15 protein-coding genes are annotated in these 21,813 nt (G+C 64.2%); 5 read left to right on the forward strand and 10 right to left on the reverse strand.

The window, feature by feature from the left end; translation table 11 throughout:
* The first annotated feature begins 149 nt into the window (after positions 1-149).
* Positions 150-2,681: a sulfite reductase flavoprotein subunit alpha gene (locus tag L1O02_RS26575; RefSeq protein ID WP_235758994.1), complete on the forward strand. Its 2,532-nt coding sequence runs from the start codon at positions 150-152 to the stop codon at positions 2,679-2,681.
* Positions 2,682-3,060: 379 nt separating this feature from the next.
* Here L1O02_RS26575 and L1O02_RS26580 read toward each other — a convergent pair whose 3' ends face one another.
* The gene (locus tag L1O02_RS26580; RefSeq protein WP_108544222.1) at positions 3,061-4,602 is read right to left on the reverse strand and encodes an alkaline phosphatase D family protein; all 1,542 of its coding nucleotides are present in this window, start codon (positions 4,600-4,602) and stop codon (positions 3,061-3,063) included.
* Between the two features lie 230 nt (positions 4,603-4,832).
* Between L1O02_RS26580 and L1O02_RS26585 the strand changes: the two genes are divergently transcribed.
* A complete protein-coding gene (locus tag L1O02_RS26585) occupies positions 4,833-5,612 on the forward strand; it encodes an SDR family oxidoreductase (protein ID WP_060837506.1) in 780 nt (259 codons plus the stop codon).
* 55 nt (positions 5,613-5,667) lie between these two features.
* The gene (locus tag L1O02_RS26590; RefSeq protein WP_108544220.1) at positions 5,668-6,300 is read left to right on the forward strand and encodes a LysE family transporter; all 633 of its coding nucleotides are present in this window, start codon (positions 5,668-5,670) and stop codon (positions 6,298-6,300) included.
* Between the two features lie 66 nt (positions 6,301-6,366).
* Here the strand turns inward: L1O02_RS26590 and L1O02_RS26595 are convergent, their stop codons facing one another.
* The 4 genes from L1O02_RS26595 to ptsP all read right to left on the reverse strand — a co-directional run bounded on the left by L1O02_RS26595 (position 6,367) and on the right by ptsP (position 13,093).
* Positions 6,367-6,744: a hypothetical protein gene (locus L1O02_RS26595; RefSeq protein ID WP_235758996.1), complete on the reverse strand. Its 378-nt coding sequence runs from the start codon at positions 6,742-6,744 to the stop codon at positions 6,367-6,369.
* Between the two features lie 789 nt (positions 6,745-7,533).
* Positions 7,534-9,279, reverse strand: a complete 1,746-nt coding sequence (locus L1O02_RS26600) for a PTS fructose-like transporter subunit IIB (RefSeq protein ID WP_108544199.1) — start codon at positions 9,277-9,279, stop codon at positions 7,534-7,536.
* 11 nt (positions 9,280-9,290) lie between these two features.
* Positions 9,291-10,232 (reverse strand): 1-phosphofructokinase, encoded by a 942-nt coding sequence (gene pfkB / locus L1O02_RS26605; protein WP_060837502.1) that lies wholly within the window; start codon positions 10,230-10,232, stop codon positions 9,291-9,293.
* On the reverse strand, positions 10,232-13,093 hold the full coding sequence (ptsP, locus tag L1O02_RS26610; RefSeq protein WP_108544197.1) for a phosphoenolpyruvate--protein phosphotransferase: 2,862 nt from the start codon (positions 13,091-13,093) through the stop codon (positions 10,232-10,234). Before ptsP ends, pfkB begins: the two co-directional genes overlap by 1 nt.
* A 302-nt stretch (positions 13,094-13,395) precedes the next feature.
* Here ptsP and cra point away from each other — a divergent pair, with 302 nt between their 5' ends.
* On the forward strand, positions 13,396-14,391 hold the full coding sequence (gene cra / locus L1O02_RS26615; RefSeq protein WP_060837500.1) for a catabolite repressor/activator: 996 nt from the start codon (positions 13,396-13,398) through the stop codon (positions 14,389-14,391).
* Positions 14,392-14,395: 4 nt separating this feature from the next.
* The gene (locus tag L1O02_RS26620; RefSeq protein WP_108544195.1) at positions 14,396-15,187 is read left to right on the forward strand and encodes a TatD family hydrolase; all 792 of its coding nucleotides are present in this window, start codon (positions 14,396-14,398) and stop codon (positions 15,185-15,187) included.
* Here L1O02_RS26620 and L1O02_RS26625 read toward each other — a convergent pair.
* The 5 genes from L1O02_RS26625 to L1O02_RS26645 all read right to left on the reverse strand — a co-directional run bounded on the left by L1O02_RS26625 (position 15,173) and on the right by L1O02_RS26645 (position 21,606).
* Positions 15,173-15,544: a hypothetical protein gene (locus L1O02_RS26625; protein ID WP_235758998.1), complete on the reverse strand. Its 372-nt coding sequence runs from the start codon at positions 15,542-15,544 to the stop codon at positions 15,173-15,175. The two genes, L1O02_RS26620 and L1O02_RS26625, sit on opposite strands and share 15 nt — an antisense overlap.
* A 196-nt stretch (positions 15,545-15,740) precedes the next feature.
* Positions 15,741-17,771, reverse strand: a complete 2,031-nt coding sequence (locus tag L1O02_RS26630; RefSeq protein WP_060837497.1) for a methyl-accepting chemotaxis protein — start codon at positions 17,769-17,771, stop codon at positions 15,741-15,743.
* A gap of 155 nt (positions 17,772-17,926) precedes the next feature.
* On the reverse strand, positions 17,927-18,763 hold the full coding sequence (ampE, locus tag L1O02_RS26635; protein WP_060837496.1) for a regulatory signaling modulator protein AmpE: 837 nt from the start codon (positions 18,761-18,763) through the stop codon (positions 17,927-17,929).
* Positions 18,760-19,320 carry a 1,6-anhydro-N-acetylmuramyl-L-alanine amidase AmpD gene (gene ampD, locus L1O02_RS26640; RefSeq protein ID WP_060837495.1) on the reverse strand — a complete coding sequence of 187 codons (561 nt, stop codon included), beginning with the start codon at positions 19,318-19,320 and terminating at the stop codon, positions 18,760-18,762. Before ampD ends, ampE begins: the two co-directional genes overlap by 4 nt.
* A 63-nt stretch (positions 19,321-19,383) precedes the next feature.
* Positions 19,384-21,606, reverse strand: coding sequence for a DUF1631 domain-containing protein (locus L1O02_RS26645; RefSeq protein WP_108544191.1), 2,223 nt, complete (start codon positions 21,604-21,606; stop codon positions 19,384-19,386).
* Positions 21,607-21,813: the final 207 nt, after the last annotated feature.

The raw sequence follows: 21,813 nt of genomic DNA on the forward strand, positions 1-21,813 counted from the left end.
CAACACCCACCTGTGGCCCCGGCTACAGGCGCTCAAGCCCCACGCATCCGAATGCCTGGGGCTTTTGCGTGTAAAAACGAATGCTTCTCGACAACCCACGGCATACTGCGCGCCGTGTTTCACCTCTCTGGACGTACAAGGCGGTCGACGTGTTGAAGAAAACCCTGTTCCAGCTGCACTGGTTCTTCGGCATCAGCGCGGGGCTGATCCTGGCCCTGATGGGCATCACCGGGGCGACGGTGTCGTTCCAGGACGAAATCCTGCGCGCCCTCAACCCATCGGTGCTGCAAGTCGACCCGCTCCCCGCCGGGGCGCTGCCGCCCGCCGAACTGGTGGAGAAAATCCAGGCCGCCGAAGGCCAGACCGTGTCCATGCTCTGGGTGGAAACCGACAGCGGCAACGCCGCGCGGGTGTTCTTCACCCCGCCGCCGGGCGAACGCCGTGGCCAGATGCGCTACTTCGACCCCTACACCGGCGAGCTCCTGGGTGACGCGGTCGGCCAGGACTTCTTCGGCTTCATGCTGCAACTGCACCGTTTCCTGGCCATCGGCGACACCGGCCGGCAGATCACCGGCGCCTGCACCCTGATCCTGATCTTCTTCTGCCTGTCCGGGCTGTACCTGCGCTGGCCGCGCCAGGTCGGCAACTGGCGGGTATGGCTGACCCTGGACTGGGCCAAGAAAGGCCGCGGTTTCAACTGGGACCTGCACGCGGTGTTCGGCACCTGGTGCCTGTTGTTTTACCTCTTGTTCGCCCTCACCGGCCTGTACTGGTCCTACGACTGGTACCGGGAAGGCCTGACCAAGCTGCTCTCCGACGCGCCACACAGCGAACGCCAGCGCGGCGGTCGCGGCGGCCCACCGCCCAAGGGCCCGGCCCCGGTGGCGGACTACAACGCCCTGTGGAGCAGCCTCTACAGCGCCGCCGGCAAGGACCTCAGCGCCTACAACATCCGCATGCCCGCCGTGGCCGGCCAACCGGCGACAGTGTTCTACCTGCTCAAGGACTCGCCCCACGATCGCGCCCTGAACCAGCTGACCCTGGATCCCGTCACCGGGGTCATCAGTCGCCACCAGCGCTACGCCGAGCAGAGCGTCAAGGCGCAACTGCTCACCAGCGTCTACGCCCTGCACGTGGGCAGCTACTTCGGCCTGATCGGGCGCATCGCCCTGACCCTGGCCTCACTGAGCATGCCGCTGTTCTTCGTCACCGGCTGGCTGCTGTACCTGGATCGCCGGCGCAAGAAGCGCCAGATCAAGGACGCACGCCAGGGCCTGGCAAACCCCGTCGACGACGGCTCGGCGTGGCTGATCGGCTTCGCCAGCCAGAGCGGTTTTGCCGAACAACTGGCCTGGCAGACCGCCGGGCAACTGCAGACTGCGGGGATCGCCGCCCGGGTCCTGCCCCTGGGCGATCTCGGTGAGCAGGACCTGCATGGCGCCCAGCGCGCGCTGTTCGTGGTCAGCACCTTTGGCGACGGCGAAGCCCCGGACAGCGCCCGCGGCTTCGAGCGCAAACTGCTGGGCCGCGAGCTGTCGCTGCCCGGGCTGCACTACGCGGTACTCGGCCTGGGCGACCGCCAGTACCTGCACTTCTGCGGTTTTGCCCGGCGCCTGCATGACTGGCTGGCGAACCAGGGCGCCAGCACTCTGTTCGCCCCTATCGAAGTGGACAGCGGCGACAGCTACGCCCTGCGCCACTGGCAGCAACAACTGGGACAACTCATCGGCCATGCGCCGGTGGATCTGTGGCGGGCCCCGGCGTTCGACAACTGGACCTTGAAAAGCCGCAGCCTGCTCAATCCTGAGAGCAGCGGCTCCGAGGTCTACCTGCTGCAACTGCTGGCCCCCAGCGCCAGCAGCTGGCTGGCCGGGGATCTGGTGGAAGTCATGCCGCGCAACAGCCGTGGCGCGGTGGCGGACTTCCTCGCGGGCCTGGGCCTCTCCGGTAACACCCCGGTGCAACTGGACGGCCTGCAGGAAAGCCTCGAACAAGCCCTGGGCAGCCGCCAGCTCCCGGAAAACCGCGCCCATTTGATCGGCCTGCACGCCCAGGCCCTGGTGGATGCCCTGGTGCCCTTGAACATGCGCGAGTACTCCATCGCCTCGATTGCCGCCGATGGCTGCCTGGAATTGCTGGTGCGCCAGGAATGCCGCCCCGATGGCAGCCTGGGGATTGGCTCCGGCTGGCTCACCGAACACGCGGCGGTGGGTTCGAGCATCAGCCTGCGGGTACGGCGCAACAGCGGCTTCCACCTGCCGGCCGAACCCTGCCCGCTGATTCTGCTGGGCAACGGCACCGGGTTGGCGGGCCTGCGCAGCTTGCTCAAGGCACGGATCGCCGAGGGCCAGCAACGCAACTGGCTGATCTTTGGCGAGCGCAATGCCGAGCATGATTTCTACTGCAAGGACGAACTGCAGGAATGGCGCACCCGGGGCGACCTGAGCCGCCTGGACCTGGCGTTCTCCCGGGACCAGGCCGAGAAGGTCTACGTCCAGGACCGCCTGCGCCAAGCGGCCGACGAACTGAAGAAATGGCTGGCCGACGGCGCCGCGATCTACATCTGCGGCAGCTTGCAGGGCATGGCTTCAGGGGTGGATCAGGTGCTCAACGAGGTACTGGGCGCAGACCAGGTCGAACGCTTGATCGAACAGGGGCGCTACCGCCGCGACGTTTACTGAGGCGTCAGACGCTTCGCCGGCAAGCCGGCTCCTACACCAATCCTGTGGCCCCCTCCTGCGTAGGAGCTGGCTTGCCAGCGAAGGTGCCCGTCAGAACAGCGCAGGGCTCAAGGCCCTCTTCGCCGGCAAGCCGGCTCCTACACCACTCCTGCAGCCCCCTCCTGCGTAGGAGCTGGCTTGCCAGCGAAGGCGCCCGTCAGAACAGCGCAAGGCTCAAGGCCCTCTTCGCCAGCAAGCCGGCTCCTACACCAATCCTGTGGCCCCACTCCTGCGTAGGAGCTGGCTTGCCAGCGAAGGCGCCCGTCAGAACGGCGCAAGGCTCAAGGGCCTCTTCGCCGGCAAGCCGGCTCCTACGGGACGGGGGGGCTGGCGAGGAGGGTTACACCGGTTGAAGGTTGTGTTCGTACACCGCCACGCCATCCAGGTCCCGCAGGATCACCTTCAGCTCCGCCGTCTGCCCGTCGATCTGCACTTCGCCAAAGAACTGAAAACCGGCAAAGGGCGAGGTGTTCTGCGCGGGTGGCGCCTTCTGGAACACCACTTCCGGGCCGAAGGTTTTATCCAGCACATTGGGCCCGAAACTCCCGGCATTCAGGGGACCGGCAACAAACTCCCAGAACGGCTCGAAATCCTGGAACGCCGCGCGATCCGGGTGGTAATAATGGGCCGCGCAGTAATGCACATCCGCCGTCAGCCACACATGGTTGCGCACCTGATGCTTGCGCAGGTGCGCCAGCAATTCGGCAATCTCCAGCTCACGCCCCTGGGCCGGTCCCGGGTCGCCGTTGGCAATCGCCTCCCAGCGCGCCACTCCCGGGCTGACCTCGCCATCCGGCACACCCAGGCCAATCGGCATGTCCGCCGCCACCACTTTCCATTGGGCCTGCGAATCCTTGAGTTCACGCTTCAACCAATCCAGCTGCTCACGGCCCAGGAAGGGCTTCTCGCCACCAAGGTTGTCATCGTTGGCCCCGCGATAACTGCGCATGTCCAGCACGAACACATCCAGCAGCGGCCCATAGCTGAGCTTGCGGTAAATCCGCCCGCCGCCATCGGCGCTCTGCCGGCGCATCGGCGCATACTCAAGCCACGCCTGCCGCGCGCGGCCCACCAGGGTCTGGATGTCCTTGACCACGTAGCGCTCGTCCAACTGCTTGCCGGGCGACCAGTTGTTGACCACCTCGTGGTCGTCCCACTGCCAGATCTGCGGCACCTCGGCGTTGAAGCGACGCAGGTTCTCGTCCATCAGGTTGTAGCGGTAATTGCCCCGGTATTCATCGAGGGTTTCAGCCACCTTGCTCTTGGCCTCGGTGGTGATATTGCGCCAGACGCGCCCGTCCTCCACGGTCAACTGCGCCGGCACCGGGCCGTCGGCGTAAATGGTGTCGCCGCTGTGGATAAAGAAGTCCGGCAAACGCAGGCGCATGGCCTCATAAATGCGCATGCCGCCGATGTCCGGGTTGATGCCGAAGCCCTGGCCCACCGTGTCGCCGCTCCAGACAAAACGGATGTCCCGGCGTTGCGTCGGCGCACTGCGCAAATGGCCGAACCACGGCTCACTGGCCACACCGGATTGCGCATCCTCGAAGGTCACCCGATAGAAGATCGCCTGATCGGCCGGCAACCCGGTCAACTCCACCCGCGCCGTGAAGTCGGTCCGCGCATCGGCCAGGGGCGAGATGAAACGCCGAGGGTTGCTGAACATGCTTCGCGTGTCCCACTCCACCACCATCCGCGCCGGTCGATCGCTGCGGCTCCAGATCATCGCCTTATCCCCCAGCAGATCCCCGGACTGCACCCCATCGGTGAGCTGCGGCCGATCCTTGACCGACGCAATCACCGCCGGCGCCAGGCTCGGCAGCAACAGCCCCGCCCCGGCGATTTGCATGATCCGACGACGGCCGAGGTTGAACTCGCTCATGGTGACTCCCTGACAATGGTCAAAAGGCAACCTTAGTCAGCGGGGATGAAGGGGGTGTGACAGGGGACTTGGAACCAGCCGCCTTTAACCTGCTGCCCTGCCGTGCAACACAACAAGAACAATCATTGGCAGCATCTGAAAAATCAGTTCTACATCAAGTTTGATCCTACCTACCCAAAACAACCGAAACGCTAAGCTCGCCCGTTCCGATATAAGCAACCGAGCCGAACATGAATAATAAAAAAAGAATATTAGTAACCGGTGGCGGAAAAGGAATTGGCGAAAAAGTGATTCGCCTATTGGTAAGCAAGGGCTACGAAACGCATTTCACCTACTGCCGATCCAAAGCCAGCGCAGAAAAACTATGCCGCGAGTTCCCCAACAAGGTGTTCGCTCACTATTTGAATATGGCAGACCCCAACTCCATCAACACTGGCGGTTTTAGTGAGATACCCGATTGGTACGGCATTGTCTTCAATGCGGGAGTGGGCTCCGCCAGCGTTACCGGCTATGCCAATAACCCTGATACCTCTGAAGATCAGTTAGATGAGGCGATGTTGAAAATCAATGCCTTGGGGCCCCTCTCCCTGTATCGGCGACTCAAGCCCAACCTGATCAAAAACAACCACGCAAAGATAATTTTCATTTCATCGGTGGGAGGAGGCATCGCCGCATTTCCCGGCTTTCGCTACAGCGACGGAATGAGCAAGGCGGCCCTGAGCTATCTGGCCAAACAGATAGCCACGGAGAACACGGACTCTGGCATCGATGTGTTCACCCTCTGCCCTGGAGCGACCGAAACATCGATGTTTAAGGCCAGTACCCTGAATAAACTGAGCCCGTCGGAACGAGCCCTCTTTGTCCAAAAACTCCCTAAAAGGCGTCTTATCCAGCCTGAAGAAATAGCCCACTGGGTCGCCAAACTATTAGAACCTGAATCCACCGTATTGCATGGTTGCGTCATCGATGCCTCTGCCGGACTGGGCATACGCCCCAGTCACATGGACTGACCCCAGCAATTGTAATACCGACCAACTGAATAACAGCCAAACACCGGAGGTTAACGTGGAAGCTGAAACATGGATCACTTACTTAATAGCCTGCATCTTCATCTGTATCTCTCCAGGCAGCGGTGCCGTTCTGGCGATGAGTCATGGCACTCTTCTTGGCTGGCGCCGGACCTTCTTCACCATTGCCGGCCTGGAAACCGGTGGCGCGCTCATACTCTTGTTGGCAGGAGTGGGAGTGGGCTCTCTATTACTGGCCTCCGGATTCTGGTTCGGCGTGATCAAAGTCATTGGCGCCCTCTACTTGATCTGGCTCGGACTCGTTCAATGGCGCAGTGCAAGAACTCAAAGCCAGGCTGAAGCAGGACACTTCAGCGTCCCGACCACCCGACTCTTCCTGACCGGATTTGCAACTAACGTATCCAACCCCAAAGGCATTGTTTTCATGGTGGCCATCCTGCCCCAGTTCATAAACCAGACACTGCCCTTAGTCCCTCAACTTGCACTCATGGCCGTGACCATGACCCTGGTGGATACGCTGGTGATGACAACCTACGCCTACAGCGCCAACCGACTGCAACACTACCTGCGCAGCCCATCGGCCCTGAGCATTCAGAGCCGATTCTTTGGCGGCGTACTGATGTCCATGGGTGCAGCCTTGCTCATGGTGAAAAACCAGGCCGTCGATTGACTGCCCCCCTCTGAACCTGATGGCAAGGGAGCCGGAGCCCCTTGCCAAACGGGCGGAAAATCTCGACTACGAAACCGAGCGATTGCCATCAAGCAAGGCATCGACCAAGCCACGGGCCATTTCCACCGAATGCACCAGGGACCAGATCAAGCCTCGCTCGATGCCGCTGGCCTGCTCGGTGATCTCGTCGGACACCTCCTCGGCCGCCTTGAGCAGCATGGACACGTGGAGCAAGGCTTCCTCGGCGCTGATACCGGGACGAACGCTGAAGGGCGAGTCGGTGCCCGCCGGACCCGCGGCGGTGGGGTGCAGAGCCGCAATCAACGAGCCGTTTGCACGGGTGTTGGCCAGTGCATGGCGAATGACTTCGTTGGCCAGATCGTGGTCGGGATTACGACGGGAAACAGAATGGGAAACAGGCGGATCGGGGACGATCTTTTTCATGGTGCAGCTCCTTGGGGTGGAGCCACCACCTGACGCTGCTAAACGTAAGGTGGCAGCTGTACGCGGGTTAGCAGACCGGTCCAAGGAATCCGGCGCACCCGAGGGCGCCCCGCGCACAGCCGCCATAACAGAACTCGGCAGGCCAAAAGCCAACCGGGACAGGGGCCATACTTGCGTGTCTTGGAATCAGGCTGCTAAACCCGATCACTGAACATTCAGTGACGAACCGAGCCTAGTGAGCCAAGTACCCAGCCGCAAGCGCCAGGGAGTGTCTCGGAAACGCCTTACAAAAGAAAGAGACTTGGCCGACAGCAGCCTATGCCTGTGGCTGAGTTTGCTCTCGAAATGGACACAAAATGTCTAGCCTCCTTCAGATCGCCGCGTCTCCTGCGACGGAGTGCCGCCCAGAGCGTTCGTAGCCTGCGGCAGCGGCTACACAAAGCCGCCTGTAGCCGCTGCTGAGTCCGCGAAGCTGCGAAAAGGACCGCAGGGCCTTGCTTGGCGATGTCCCGACGAACCTCGGGCGGCTTTGGAATCGCCGCGTCTCCTGCGGAGCCGTTCGCAGCCTGCGGCAGCGGCTACACAAAGCCGCCTGTAGCCGCTGCTGAGCCTGCGAAGCTGCGAAAAGGACCGCAGGGCCTTGCTTGGCGATTTCACGACAAACCTCGGGCGGCTTTGGAATCCCCGCGCCTCCTGCGACGGAGTGCCGCCCAGAGCGTTCGCAGCCTGCGGCAGCGGCTACAGCGGGTGCCGTTGCGGGATTGCGCCGCAACGGAAGTGCCGTGGAGGTCAGGCCGCCTTGGCCGGTTCCAGGGCCAGTTCGACGGTCTCTGGTCGTTTCACTAGGGCATAGACAACCGCCGTCAGCAAACTCCCCGCAACAATCGCCAGCAGGTACAGCAGCGCATGATTGATCGCATTCGGAATCAGCATGACAAACAGGCCGCCATGGGGCGCCATCAGTTTGCAGCCGAAGTACATCGACAAGGCCCCGGTCAGGGCGCCGCCAGCAATGCTCGCCGGGATCACTCGCAGCGGGTCCTTGGCGGCAAACGGAATCGCCCCTTCGGAGATAAAGCACAACCCCAGCACCAGCGCCGCCTTGCCGGCTTCGCGTTCGGTCTGGGCAAATTTGCGTCGGGCAATGAGGGTGGCAATCCCTAAGCCAATCGGCGGCACCATGCCCGCGGCCATGGTCGCGGCCATCGGTGCATAACTCTGGGACGCCAGCAGCCCCACCGAGAACGCGTAGGCCGCCTTGTTGATTGGCCCGCCCAGGTCGACGCACATCATCCCGCCCAGCAGTACCCCCAGCAGAATGGCGTTGGTGGTGCCCATGCTGTCGAGGAAATGGGTCAGGGCTTCGAGCATGCCCGCCACCGGTTTGCCCACCACGTAGATCATCACCAGCCCGGTGAACAGGCTGGCCAGCAGCGGGATGATCAGGATCGGTTTCAACGCCTCCAGGCTTTGCGGCAGTCGCACATATTGGCTGATTGCCTTGGCCGCATAACCGGCCAGGAAGCCGGCGACGATGCCGCCGATAAAACCCGCGCCCAGGGTGCTGGCGAGCATGCCGCCGATCATTCCCGGCGCCAGACCCGGGCGGTCGGCGATGGAGTAGGCGATGTAACCGGCCAGCAGCGGCACCATCAACTTGAAGGCGGTCTCGCCGCCGATCTGCATCAAGGCCGCGGCCAAGGTGCCCTGCTCCTTGAAGGCGGTGATGCCGAAGACGAAGGACAGGGCAATCATCAGGCCGCCCGCCACCACCATCGGCAGCATGAACGACACGCCAGTCAGCAGGTGTTTGTAGACCCCGGTCTTTTCCTGCTTGGCCGGTGCCGCGGCGCCTGGCGCGGTGGACTCCAGCTGGCCCTCGGCCAGGGCCTTGTTCAGAGTGGCCTCGGACTGTTTGAGGGCCACGCCGGTGCCGCAGCGGTAGATGCGCTTGCCGGCAAAACGCTCGGTGGCCACTTCGATGTCCGCCGCCAGCAGCACCACGTCGGCGGCAGCGATGGCTTCGGCGCTCAGCGGGTTGCGGGCGCCCACCGAGCCCTGGGTTTCCACTTGCAGGTCGTAGCCCAGGCGCTTGGCGGTCTGCTGCAAGGCCTCGGCGGCCATGAAGGTGTGGGCCACGCCGGTCGGGCAGGCAGTGATCGCCACCAGGCGCGGCGCGCGTTTGCCCGCCTCGACCACAGGCTCGGCACTGGCCTCGGTGGCGACATGGATCTGGGCCTCTTCGGCGCCGCGACGCAGCACCGCATCGACGTCCTGCAGGGCCTGGGACGGGGTGCTGCGATACACCCGCTTGCCGACAAAACGCGACAGGTCCACAGGCCCGGTGCTGACCACCAGCACCCACTCGGCAGCCTCAATGGTGGCCGCTGACAGTTGGCGTTCGGGGTGTGCGTCATCGTGCACTTCCACGCTGGTGCTCCAGCCCTGGCGCTGGGCCGCGGCGTCCAGCAGGCGGGCGCAGAGTACGCTGGTGACCATGCCGTTGGGGCAGGCGGTAATAATGGCTAACTTCATACGCAACCCTCTTATTGTTCTAGGAGGGGGTGCACGCGCACCCCCTGCTCCAGCCGGGCCAGTTGGGCCCTGTCGCTGATGCCAAAACCGATCTGGGTCACGGCCATGGCGGCAATCGCCGTGGCGGTGCGCAGGGTCTGTTCTAACGGCTGGGCGCCGAGCAGGCCGTGGAGCATGCCCGCCAGCAGCGAGTCGCCGGCGCCCACGGTGCTGACCACGCTGACCTTGGGCGGAAAGGCCTGCAGGGACGGCGCGGCGCTGAACCAGTTGACGCCCTCGGCACCGTGGGAGATCACCACGTGCTCGACGCCTTGGGCCAGCAGAAGGCGCGCCGCCTCGGCCTGCACCGCCACGCCAAGCACCGGGCTGCCGAGGACGTCCGCCAGTTCCTCAGTGTTGGGCTTGATCAACCAGGGCCCCGCTGCCAGACCGGCGCGCAGGGCGGCGCCACTGGTGTCGAGGGCGACCTTCAGGCCCAGGCTTTTCAGGCGCAGCAACAGCGCCTGGAACCATTCGGGGCTGATCCCTCGCGGCAGGCTGCCGGCCACCACCACCGCGTCATGCCCGGGGGCGATCTGGTCCAGGCGCTCCAGCAAGGCCTGTTGCGCCGCCTCGCTGACCTCGGGCCCGAGGCCATTGATATCGGTGATGCGCCCGTCGTCTTCGGCCAGCTTGATGTTGCTGCGGGTATCGCCAGGCACGCGGATAAAGGCATCGACAAAGCCGCGCTGGGCGAACAACGCGTCAAACGCCTGTGGATTGTTTTCCCCGAGAAAGCCGCTGACGGTCAGTTGGTGGCCGAGGTCGGCCAGCACCTGGGCCACGTTCAGGCCCTTGCCTGCCGCGTGGCTGTGCAGGGCGTTGCTGCGGTTGACTTCCCCGACCTCCAGGCGGGCCAGCTGCACCGTCAGGTCCAGCGCCGGGTTGAGGGTCAGGGTGAGAATCTTTGCCATTACATGGCCTCCACTAGGGCACGCACCTCGTGGGCGCTGCCGACGGCCAAAGCCTGTTGAGCAAGGGTTTGCGCCTGGGTCAGGCTGAGCTCGCGAATCCGCGCCTTGACCTCGGCGATGCTGCGTCCGGAGACGCTCAGTTCATCCACCCCCAGGCCCACCAGCACCGGCACCGCCAGCGGGTCGGCCGCCAGCTCGCCGCAGACCCCGACCCACTTGCCGTGGGCATGGGCGGCGCGCACGGTGATGTCGATCAGTTGCAGCACCGCCGGGTGCAGGCCGTCGGCCTGGGCGGACAGGCTCGGGTGGCCACGGTCGATGGCCAGGGTGTATTGGGTCAGGTCGTTGGTGCCGACGCTGAAGAAGTCCACTTCCTTGGCCAGCACCGGCGCCAGCAGGGCGGCGGACGGCACTTCGATCATGATCCCCAGTTGCAGGTCGGCCACCGGGATTTCCCGGCGCAGGCGCTCGGTCATGTCCCGGGCCTGACGCCATTCTTCGACGCTGCCGACCATGGGGAACATGATCCGCAACGGGCGGTTGTCCGCCGAGCGCAGCAGGGCGCGCAATTGCGCTTCCATAATGAGCGGCCGCTGCAGGGTCAGGCGGATGCCGCGCACGCCGAGGAAGGGGTTTTCTTCCTTGGCGATCGGCCAGTAAGGCAGCGGTTTGTCGCCGCCCACGTCCAGGGTGCGCACCACCAGCGGACGCCCGGCAAGGCCGTCGAGCACACGGCGGTATTCGGCTTCCTGGGTGGCTTCGTCCGGGGCCTGGGGATGGGCCATGAAGATCAGTTCGGTGCGCAGCAGGCCGATGCCTTCGGCGCCGTTTTCCACGGCGGCGGCGACACCGGCGCTTTCGCCGATGTTGGCGAACACCTCCACCGCATGACCATCCGTGGTGCGGGCCTGTTGATGGCGTTGCTCGGCGGCGGCCTTGAGGCGTTGCTCGCGGGTGTCACGTTCCTCGGCGGCCCGCTGCAGGGTGTGGCTGTCGGCGTCGACATGCAGGCGGCCGCGCTGGCCGTCCAGCAGCAGGGGCGTGCCGGGCTTGATCAGCAACACGCTGGCGCCCGCGCCCACCAGGGCCGGAATGCCCAGGGCCCGGGCGACGATGGCGCTGTGGGCGGTGGCGCCGCCGCGGGCGGTGAGAATGCCGGCGACGCGAGCCGGATCCAGGCGCGCGACGTCCGAAGGACCGACTTCGTCCATCACCAGGATGTAGGGCTGGTCCGGCTCGGCCGGGGTTTCGATGCCGCACAGTTGCGCCAGCACCCGACGGCCGATGTCCCGCAGGTCGGCGGCGCGTTCGGCGAGCAAGGCATCCTGCAGGGCTTCCTGCTGCTTGGCGGCGGTTTCGATCACGGTCATCCACGCCGCTTCCGCGCTTTCACCCTGCTTGAGGCGGGTGTCCACTTCGTCGGTCAGCTCGGGGTCGTCGAGCATTTCCTGGTGGGTGATGAAGATCTCGCGAATGGCTTTGGACTTGCTGCGCTGGACCAGCCCATCGATGTCCTGGCGGACGTCGGCCAGGGCCTGCTGCAGGCGCTGGCGCTCGATGGCGGTGGACTCGCCCCGCAGCGGGTAGTCGATGGCTTGCTGGACCTGGATGTGGGCCGGGCCGATGGCGATGCCGGGAGCGGCGGCGATGGCCTGGATCAGGCTGCCGGAAGCCGGGGCGCTGGGCGGGACCACGACTTCCTGTGGCTCTTCCCGGGGGGCGCTGGCCGCCGGCAGAGGCTCGACGGCTTCGCCGAGGCCGGCCTCGATGGCCGCCAGCAGGGCCGGCAAGGCATCGGCGGCAATGCTCGGTTCCGCGATCAGCTCCAGCACCTGGCCGCGTCGGGCACCCAGGCTCAGCAGCTTGCTCAGGCTTTTCACCGAGACCGCCGAAGCCGCGCTATCGGCGATACGGATGCGGATCTCACCCTCGAAATTCTTCGCCAACTGCGCCAGCTCCTTGGCCGGGCGCGCATGCAGGCCGTGGGCATTGGCCAGGGCAATGCGGGCGCTGGGCCAGTCCGCGGGCAACTCGCCGCCGAGCACTTCCAGTACCGCGCGACTGCTGGTGGCGCGGCCCAATTCCTGGCCACGGCCCTCGATCAGCAGCGCACACAGGCGCTCCAGCAGGGCTTGATGGGCTTCCCCCAGGCTGGCCAGGCAGAACAGACCGCTCAGGGGCTGGCCCAGGTAGCGGATGGGTTTGTCCGGGGTGACGAACGCCAGCCCGGGGCGCAACACGGTCTGCTCGCTGTGCAACCACCACAGGCCGTCGCCCAGGGGCAGCGCATCCACCTGTTGCAGCACCGCGGCAAAGCCGTTGCTCACGCACTCGGCCTGGCGCAGCAGGCGGGCGCCGCGCCAGACCAGCTCTTCGAAATCTTCCGCCGCCACCCCGAGGCCGATCATCTGCGCGTCCAGCGCCAGCTCCTGGGGCGCCCCCTGCAACAGCTTGAGCAGGGCCTCCGGGGAGCTGGCGCGACGCAGGGCCTGGCCCAGGTCGGTTTCTCCCAGGGCCCGGGTCAGCAGTTGCAGCAGGCGCAGGTGCTCGTCGGATTTGGCCGCGATGCCGATGGCCAGGTAGACGATCTGCCCGTCGCCCCAGTCCACACCGTCGGGAAACTGCAGCAGGCGCACGCCGGTGGCAAATACCTGATCGCGGGTTTCCGGGGTGCCGTGGGGGATGGCGATGCCTTGGCCGAGAAAGGTCGAGCCCTGGGCTTCGCGGGCCTTGAGGCCGGCCAGGTAACCCTCGGCCACCAGGCCGTCAGCCACCAGTTTATCGGCCAGCAAATGCAGCGCCGCGGACTTATCCACAGCCGTTTGGCCCATGGATATCTGCTCTACAGTGAGCTCGAGCATGGCTTCTCCTATTTAGCGCGGCAGGTGGCGGCGCTAGGTATTGTTTTAAGTAAGCAGCGTAGGCGTGTTTATGGCCACAAACGGGACTTGTTACCGGGCAGAGGTGTTTTTCCGCTTATGATCTAGCCTAGAAAATACGCCTGCTGAAACGTTTAATCTAGCAAGTTTGCTAAGTTACTCGATAATCTCGGCGCCTAGAAGTCCTTCCGCTCGATGGCCGGTTCCGACGTTGGTCGCCTGCCCAGATCAGGTAGGATTGGCGAAAATGTCGGGGCAAGCACCAAAAACAAGGAAATCCCGGGTTGAAACTCAGTGATATCGCTCGCCTGGCCGGTGTGTCCGTTACCACCGCCAGTTACGTCATCAACGGCAAGGCCGAACAACAACGCATCAGCAACGCCACCGTGGAACGGGTGCGCGCGGTGGTGGAAGAACATGGCTTTACCCCCAACCCCCAGGCCGCCGGCTTGCGTAGCCGGCACACCCGGACCCTGGGGTTCATTCTTCCGGACCTGGAAAACCCCAGCTACGCGCGCATCGCCAAGCTGCTGGAGCAAGGCGCCCGGGCCCGGGGCTATCAATTGCTGATCGCCAGCTCCGACGACGCACCGGACAGCGAGCGGCAATTGCTCCAGCTGTTTCGCGCGCGGCGTTGCGATGCGCTGTTCGTCGCCAGCTGCCTGCCAGCCGAAGACGACAGCTATGAGCAATTGCAGGCCCAGGGCCTGCCGATCATCGCCATCGACCGGGTGATGCCGGCGCAGCAGTTCTGCTCGGTGATCAGCGACGACCTGCAAGCCAGCCTGCAACTGACCCAGAGCCTGCTTGAGCCCGAGCCCAAGCAGATCGTGCTGATCGGCGCCCGCCCGGAACTGAGCATCAGCCAGGAGCGCGCCGCCGGTTTCCGCCAGGCCCTGCAAGGCTTTGCCGGTGAGGTACTGATCGAGCATGGCGAAGCCTTCAGCCGTGAGTGCGGCCGGCAGTTGATGGAGGAGTTGCTGCAGCGCCTGGGCCACCTGCCGGATGCCCTGGTGACCACCTCTTATGTGCTGCTGCAGGGGGTGTTCGATGCCCTGCATGATTTCCCGCTCAAATCCCGACCGCTGCGCCTGGGAACCTTCGGCGACACCCAGTTGCTGGATTTTCTGCCGCTGCCGGTCAACGCCATGGCCCAGCAGCATCAACTGATTGCCGAAAAAGCCCTGCAACTGGCCCTGGCAGCGATTGAAGAAGGGCATTACCAACCCGGCGTCCAGGCCATCGCCCGGACCTTCAAACAGCGTATCCGGCAGGATTGATACCGTGGAGCTGATCGACAGCCACACCCATCTGGATTTTCCGGATTTCGACGACGACCGTGAGGCGCTGCTGGCCGACAGCCGCGCCCGGGGCGTTTTGCGAATGGTGGTGCTGGGGGTCTATCAGGCCAATTGGCAACGGGTCTGGGACCTGGTGCAGAAGGACCCACAGTTGTACGCCGCCTTTGGCCTGCACCCGGTCTATCTGGACGCTCATCAGCCCGCCGACCTCCGGCAACTGGGGGACTGGCTGACGCGGCTGGCGGGGCATCCCCAGCTGTGCGCGGTGGGCGAGATCGGCCTGGATTACTTTCTGGAACAACTGGACCGCGAGCGCCAGCAATCGCTGTTCGAGGCCCAGTTGCAGCTGGCGGCGGACTTTCACTTGCCCGCCCTGCTGCACGTGCGGCGCAGTCACGCAGCGGTGATCGCCACCTTGAAGCGCTTCAAGCTCAAGCGCGGCGGCATCATCCACGCCTTTGCCGGCAGCCGCGAGGAAGCCCGGGAATACCTCAAGCTCGGTTTCAAGCTGGGCTTGGGCGGCGCCGCCACCTGGCCCCAGGCCCTGCGCTTGCGCAAGGTGATCGCCGAGTTGCCCCTGGACTCTGTGGTGCTGGAAACCGACTCGCCGGACATGGCCCCCGCCATGTTTCCCGGCCAGCGCAACAGCCCGCAGCATTTACCCGCCATTTGCGCCGCCCTGGCGCAGATCATCGGCATCGCTCCCGAGCAACTGGCCAGCGCCAGCACCCGCAATGCCTGCGAACTGTTCGGCTGGCCTTCAGCCGGCCTGTAGCTGCAAGGGTCGGCGCAATCGCCGCCGGGCAATGCCCATCACCAGCAGGTAGCCCAGCAGCATCAGCGCCGAAAGGCTCAATTGCTGGGTCAGGCTGACCAGTCCCAGCCACTCCAGTACCAGGGTCACCAACAGCAGCGTGGCGCACAGCACGATCATCAGCGCCCGCAGCCCGGCCAGGCCGCCGAAGCTTTTCAGGCGCTTGATCTGCACCGGGCAACTGAGCTTCAGGGGCTTGTGGCAATGGCTGCAGTTGAAGGGTTCCTGCAACGCCATGGCGTTGAGTTGCCAGGGTTCAAGATCAAGAAGGGTCTGGCAATGGGCGCAGCGGCCGCGGATTCCAGAAGTGACAGTCATCAGCACATGTCCTCAGGGCCATGGGAGGGTCATGGCCGACGGGGCGAGTCGCCCGACGTGGGACGCTCAAAAAAACAGACGCGCAGGAAAACAGGAAATCCGCCTAAGACAAAGACTTTAATTACTACAGTTTGTATGCGAGACGGCGGAGCACCTTTGGACAAGGCGCCCCGCCGACACTCGTTGCCGGCCGCGTCTAGACCCGGAAGGCGCCGATCAGTTGCTTGAGCTGCATCACTTGGGCCGAGAGCTGACGGCTGGCGTCTTCGGTCTGGTGCGCGCCCTCGGCGGTACGTTCGCCGGCGCGGTTGATCTCGACGATGTTCTGGTCGATGTCGTGGGCCACCGAGGTCTGCTGCTCCACGGCGGCGGCAATCTGCTGGTTCTGGTCGACGATCATGCCCACCGCGCCGAGGATGTTTTCCAGGGCCTGCTGGACCTTTTCCGACTGATCGACCGTACCGTTGGCCATGGCGTGGCTGCTGCCCATGGCCTTGACCGCCGCGCTGACACCGCCATGCAGCTTGCCGATCATCTCCTCGATTTCCTCGGTGGACTGCTGGGTGCGCTTGGCCAGGGTCCGCACTTCATCGGCCACCACGGCAAAGCCCCGGCCCTGCTCGCCGGCACGCGCGGCCTCGATGGCCGCATTGAGCGCCAGCAGGTTGGTCTGCTCGGCAATGCTCTTGATCACTTCCAGCACCCGGCTGATGGACTGGCTGTCGCTGGCCAGCTGGTTGATCACCAGCACCGACTGATCGATCTCGCTGGCAAGGCGAACGATGCTGCCCTGCTGCGACTCCACCAGGCCACGGCCGCTGATGGTTTCGTCGTTGACGCTGTGGGCGCTGCTGACCGCCGCCGCCGCGCTGCGGGCCACTTCCTGGGAGGTGGCGGACATCTGGTTCATGGCCGTGGCCACTTGTTCGATCTGACTGCGCTGACCGGCCACCGCCTGGTTGCTCTGGGCCGAGACGCTTTCCACTTGCCCGGCCTGGCGTTCGACTTCGCTGACGGTATGGCCGACCCGTTCGATCAGGTCGTGGATCTTGCGCACCGTGCCGTTGAACACACTGCCCAGCTCGCCCAGCTCATCACGGCTGTGGGCGGTGAAGGTGACGGTCATGTCCCCCGCCGCCACCTTGTCCATCATCGCCCCCAGGCGCCGCAAGGTGGTGCGGGTCGAGGCGTAGAAACCGCCGTACAGATAGACGATCGAGAGGAACACCAGGGCCAGGGCGGCCACCAGCAGCACCATGTGGCTGCGGTTCTGCGCCAGGCGTTTTTGCAGCTCGACATCGAGGAATTTCAGGGTGCCTTCGTTGAGTTGATAGGTCTGTGCCATCAGGCCGCTGATCTGGTCGTAGAAACCCTGCCAGGGGGCATCCAGGGTATCGGCCATCACCACCTGCTCCTCGAACAGTTCACTGGCCTGCTTGAGGCTGCTCTTGCTGGCGCTGGCCAGGCTGTCCAGGGCGTCGTGGGCGGCACGGCTCGAACCCAGGGCGTCCTGCAGCTTGAGCCCGTACTCGGCCTGGAGCTTTTCGATCTGCACCAGCAGTTCGTCGAAGCGGGTGCTGGATGATGAGTTGAGAAAACCCTGGCCCAGGGAATAGGCGCCCATGGCCCGGCCCTCGCCGAGGGTTTGGGTCACTTGCGGGGTGATGCTGGTGATCAGGTCGCTGAGCTGGCGGATGTCGCCCTGGCCATCGCGGCTCAGGCCCGACTGGCTGGCGATGATCTGGCTGAACAACTGTGCGCTGCCCAGGAGCTTGCCGATCAGTCCGCTCTTGTTCAGCAGCGAGCTTTCCGTCTGCTGGGCCTTGAAGGCCGCCACCAGTTCATCGCGCTTGGCGTTGAACACCTCGACCTGCTGCGGATCGACGGTGACCGCCTGCAGGGCCTGCAGGCGGTCCAGCACGGATTTTTCCAGGGCCAGGATCTTGCCTTCCAGGTCCCCCGCCTTGCCCGATTGTCCGAGACCGGCGTTGATCTGCACCAGGTTGTTGAGCGTCTCCAGATCCCGGCGCAGGCTCAAGCTGCTGCCCAGCAGGTCGAGGCTTTGCAGCTCGACCCGGGTGCCCTGGAACTCGCGGTAGGAATCACGCACCAGATAGAAGTTGGTCACCAGCATGGGCACAAAGAACAGCACGCTGATCAGGCTGAACTTCATGCCGAAGCTCAGGCGGTTCATCAGCGCGACAGCGGGATAGAGCAAGCTCTTCACAAAGAAGTCTCCCTTTTCTTTTATTTTTATTGGCAGGCAGGCGAAGGCAGCAGATAGCCACTATTCGGCGCTCCGTCTGTATAGCTCAATTTCGGGGGAGGTTTTGTAACTTAAAGTTAACCGCTGTGGATGAGGGAGCATGCTCCCTCATTCGTTCAGGCCAGGACGGTCCACAGGGCAAAACCGGCGTACCAGAGCACGGCGGCCCGCAGCAGCAATTCCCAGATGCGGTCCAGGCTGTTGATGCCTTCGGGGCCGGTCAGGGGTGGCGGAATTTCAGCGGCCACCAGGCCGACCCGCTCCACCAGCTGGGCAGCACTGATGTGCCAGTTGAGCAACTCGTGGAGCATCACCCGGCTCACGGCCACGAAGTTGCCCACCAGGGCGAAGCTCGCCGCCAGCAGGCGCACGGGCAACCAGTCGAAGGCATGGCGCAGTTGCGCGGCACGCTCCACCAGGGCGGGATTCTTGCCGTGCTCGGCAGCCAGGGCCAGCAGGCGGTAGCTCAAGGCTGCCACCGGCCCCAGCAGGAAGTACCAGAAGATCACCACAAAGAAGCTCTGGAAGGCCTGCCACAGCACATAGCCCTGCACCCGCTCCAGCAGTTGCTCGCCGCTGTCGGCGCCAATGTCCAGGTCACGCTTGGCGACATGCACCGCCGCTTGCAGGTCCTCGCGCCGCCAGGCGTCGCGAAACGGCCCGAGGCCCCCAAGCAGATCTCCGCGCCCCAGGGCGTAGATCACCACCAGCAGATGCAGCGGCAAGGCCAGCAGCCCGTAGGCCACCGGTTGCAGCACCAGTAACAGCAGACCGAGCAAGGCCACCGGCAGCAGCACCAGTATCAGCAACAGCCACCAGGGGTGTGCGGCCAGACGCGGGCTGGACTCCAGCTGCGCCAGGTTCTTCAGCCACCAGCCGTCACGCTGCACCCGCTGCCGCAAGGCCGAGAATTTCTCGACCCACACCGCTAGCAGCAACACCAGAAAACTCATTGTCCTTCCCCCTTTTCCAAGGCGGCACGATAGCGTGCCCAGTCGAAAGCCCGACCCGGGTCGGTCTTGCGCCCGGGCGCAATGTCGCTATGGCCACAGATCCGTTGTGTGGTGATGGCGCTGTAGGCGGCCTGCAATTGTTCGGTCAGGGCGCTCAAGGACCGGTACTGGGCCTCGGTGAACGGCAGCTCGTCGGTGCCTTCCAGTTCGATGCCAATAGAAAAGTCGTTGCAGGTATCGCGCCCCTCGAAGCTCGACACCCCCGCGTGCCAGGCCCGGTCCAGACAAGAGACAAACTGGGTGACCGCGCCGTCACGTTCGATCAGGAAATGCGCCGAGACGCGCAAATCGGCAATCCCGGCAAAATACGGGTGCTCTGTGACATCAAGGCGATTCTGGAAGAATTCCTGGACCTTGCCGGTGCCGAACTGCCCCGGCGGCAAGCTGATGTTATGAATCACCAGCAGGGAGATTTCCCCCGCAGGACGTTGATTGAAATTGACTGACGGGCAGTGCCGCACGCCGTGACACCAACCCGTGGCAGGGTCCAGCCGCATACCGATTCCTTCAACTAAAGCCTTGAGTGGCCCAGTATGCCGCGTTACCCCCTCGGGTTGCGATCACTTGCCGTGATTGAGTCGCTGCAGATTGCCGATCACCGACTCCAGGGCCCGGTCGAACAGCAGGGTGTCGTCCAGAGCCCGTACCGCGCCGCGCTGGAACTCCAGGGCCAGGCCCATGCGCGTGCGCTCCAGGACCTTCATCCCGGTGCGGTTGACGAACACGTACTTGGCCACGGGATGGGGGACAATCGCCGCCAGCTTGCAGCGCAAGGTGGTGTCCTCCTCTTCCTGGAACTCGACCCAGGCCCCCAGCCGCAATTGATCGACCAGCAGCAGGCTGGGGTCGTTGGCCGGCAGGACCAGGGGCGCAGCCTCCAGCGGTCCTTCCTCGGCAGAAGGCAGGACAATCTCCTGGGCGACCACGATCATTTGCGCAGGCTCGGCCGACGAAGCGCTCCCGCGCAGCAGCGGCGCCAGGGCCTGGCGCTCGAATGCCTGAAGATGCAGGGCCTCCAGCTGGCTGAAGAATTCGCTGGTGGCAAAGGGATCGACCGCCGCACCGTTCAAACCGTCACGCAGGCCCTTGAGCAGTCCCGGCACCCGTTCCAGCAAGCGCATGGCCGCGTCCGCTTGCGGCTGGGGCTGCACACTCCAGATCAAGTCGTGCAGGGTGCGCTCGGCGGTCTGCCACTCGACGGAGTCATCGCCGTGCCTGAGGCAACTGAGCAGCAGCACCTGACTCCAGGCATCGCGAACAAAATCCACCACCTTGTGCGGCAGTACCTTGCCCAGCAGCGCCTCATTGAGTGCCTGCTCGACCCGGCGCCGGGCCAGTTCCGCCTTGGCTCGTCCTTCCTCGGCGTCTCGGGTGCGCTGCTCCAGCAACTCGGCACGACGTCGTTCGTCGGCGGTAAAGGCGAGAAAGTCGGCCAGCAGTTCGGAGAAGATCGCCGGGTCGTCGCTGAACTCGCTCAACAGGCGCTGCACCACCTGTTCGATGCGCAGGTACAGGCTGTCGCGTTGGTGGTCGTCGCAACCGCCCCAGCCCATGGCCGCCGCGGCGATTTCATTGAGCAGGCGTCGAGCCGGGTGGTTGCCGCGACTGAAGAAGCTCTTGTCCAGCACCGCGACCTTGAGCATGGGAATCTGCAGGCGCCCGATCAGCGCCTTGAGCGAGTCTGGCAGGTTGCGATCATCGAGGATGCACTCGAAGAGCATGGCGATCAGGTTGATCACGTCCTCGTCGGCCACGTCCACCACCCGCGACTTGCCGCTCTTGACGCTGACCCGGGTGAGCAGTTGCTCCAGCTGGTTGCGCAGGTCGAAATCTTCCTGGGCGCTGGGGGGCGGTACGTATTGCTGCAGGTGCGAGAGCAGGCGCATCAGGTCGCGGGTGGAAATCGGCTGCGTCTCGGCGCTGGCTTCCAGGGTCGGCGCCACGCTGCCACGCACCTGCAGAAGCAAGGTCTGCAAGGCCGCGAAAACTTCCTGCACGCTCTCGTCGAGCTGGCATTGGCTGGGCTTGGTGCCTTCGCCAGCCTGTGCCTGGGCTTCGACCCGGGCTCGGTCCGAGGCTCGACGCGCCGGTGGCGGCATCAGCTCGGGCAGAATGCCGGTGGCGATCAACAGCTGGTTGGCTTCGCCAAAAAGCTGCTCGGCATCGCTGAGCACGTAACGCTCGAACAGCTTGAGGATGATCAACTTGACCTTGATCTCCACCCCCAGACTGCGCCCAGCCTGCAGGAAGTACTCACAAAGCAGCGCCGGCCCCAGGGGATTCTCCGCATCCAGCAGGCGTCGGCCCAGCAGCGCACTCAGGCGCTCCGTCAGTTGCCCGAGGGCAAAGCCTTCGCGGTTGAGGACCTTGGCCACCATGGCCTGCACCGCGACGTTCTTTTCCAGGTCATCCCGGGAGGGATCAAGGGACGGGTCGTATGCCACCGCGTGGGGAATGACCAGGGCGGGGTCGTATTGCACCAGGCTGGCAAAGGCTTCGAAAAACTTCTCCAGGAATGCGCGTTCAATGCTCTTGCGCTTCAGGCGCAGGTCGCGCATGGCTTCGAACAGGGTGTTCTGCTCGACATTGTTCTGGGCACGATCGGCCATTTCGAACAGGGTGTCGTCGGCGTTATCGAACAGCTCCTGCAAACCGTGGCGCAGTTGCTGGGCGGCCTTGTCACGAACCTGAAGCAGAATCACCGGCAGGCGGGCAAGCGGCGAAGCGTTCGCCTGATCTGTAGCCGCCTTGTGCAAAGGCACTACATTCCCGTCGTTGTGCATCCAAGCCTCCTGGAAAGGTGTTTCTTCGGTTCGAGATCAAGATTCAGTCAAGCCGACGGCGCTCACAGTCGGTTCTCAGCGGAGGCGGGTGCACTCCACAGCACTGCGTTTAAAAGGGAGCCAAAGATACGTCAAAGCTATGACGTCAATTACAAGTCATATTATCTTGTAAAACTCCCCTCTTGCGCCAGCAGACTCTGTCGCCTC

Origin of the sequence: Pseudomonas sp. BC42 (genome assembly GCF_021560055.1) — a bacterium.
Classification (GTDB): Bacteria; Pseudomonadota; Gammaproteobacteria; order Pseudomonadales; family Pseudomonadaceae; genus Aquipseudomonas.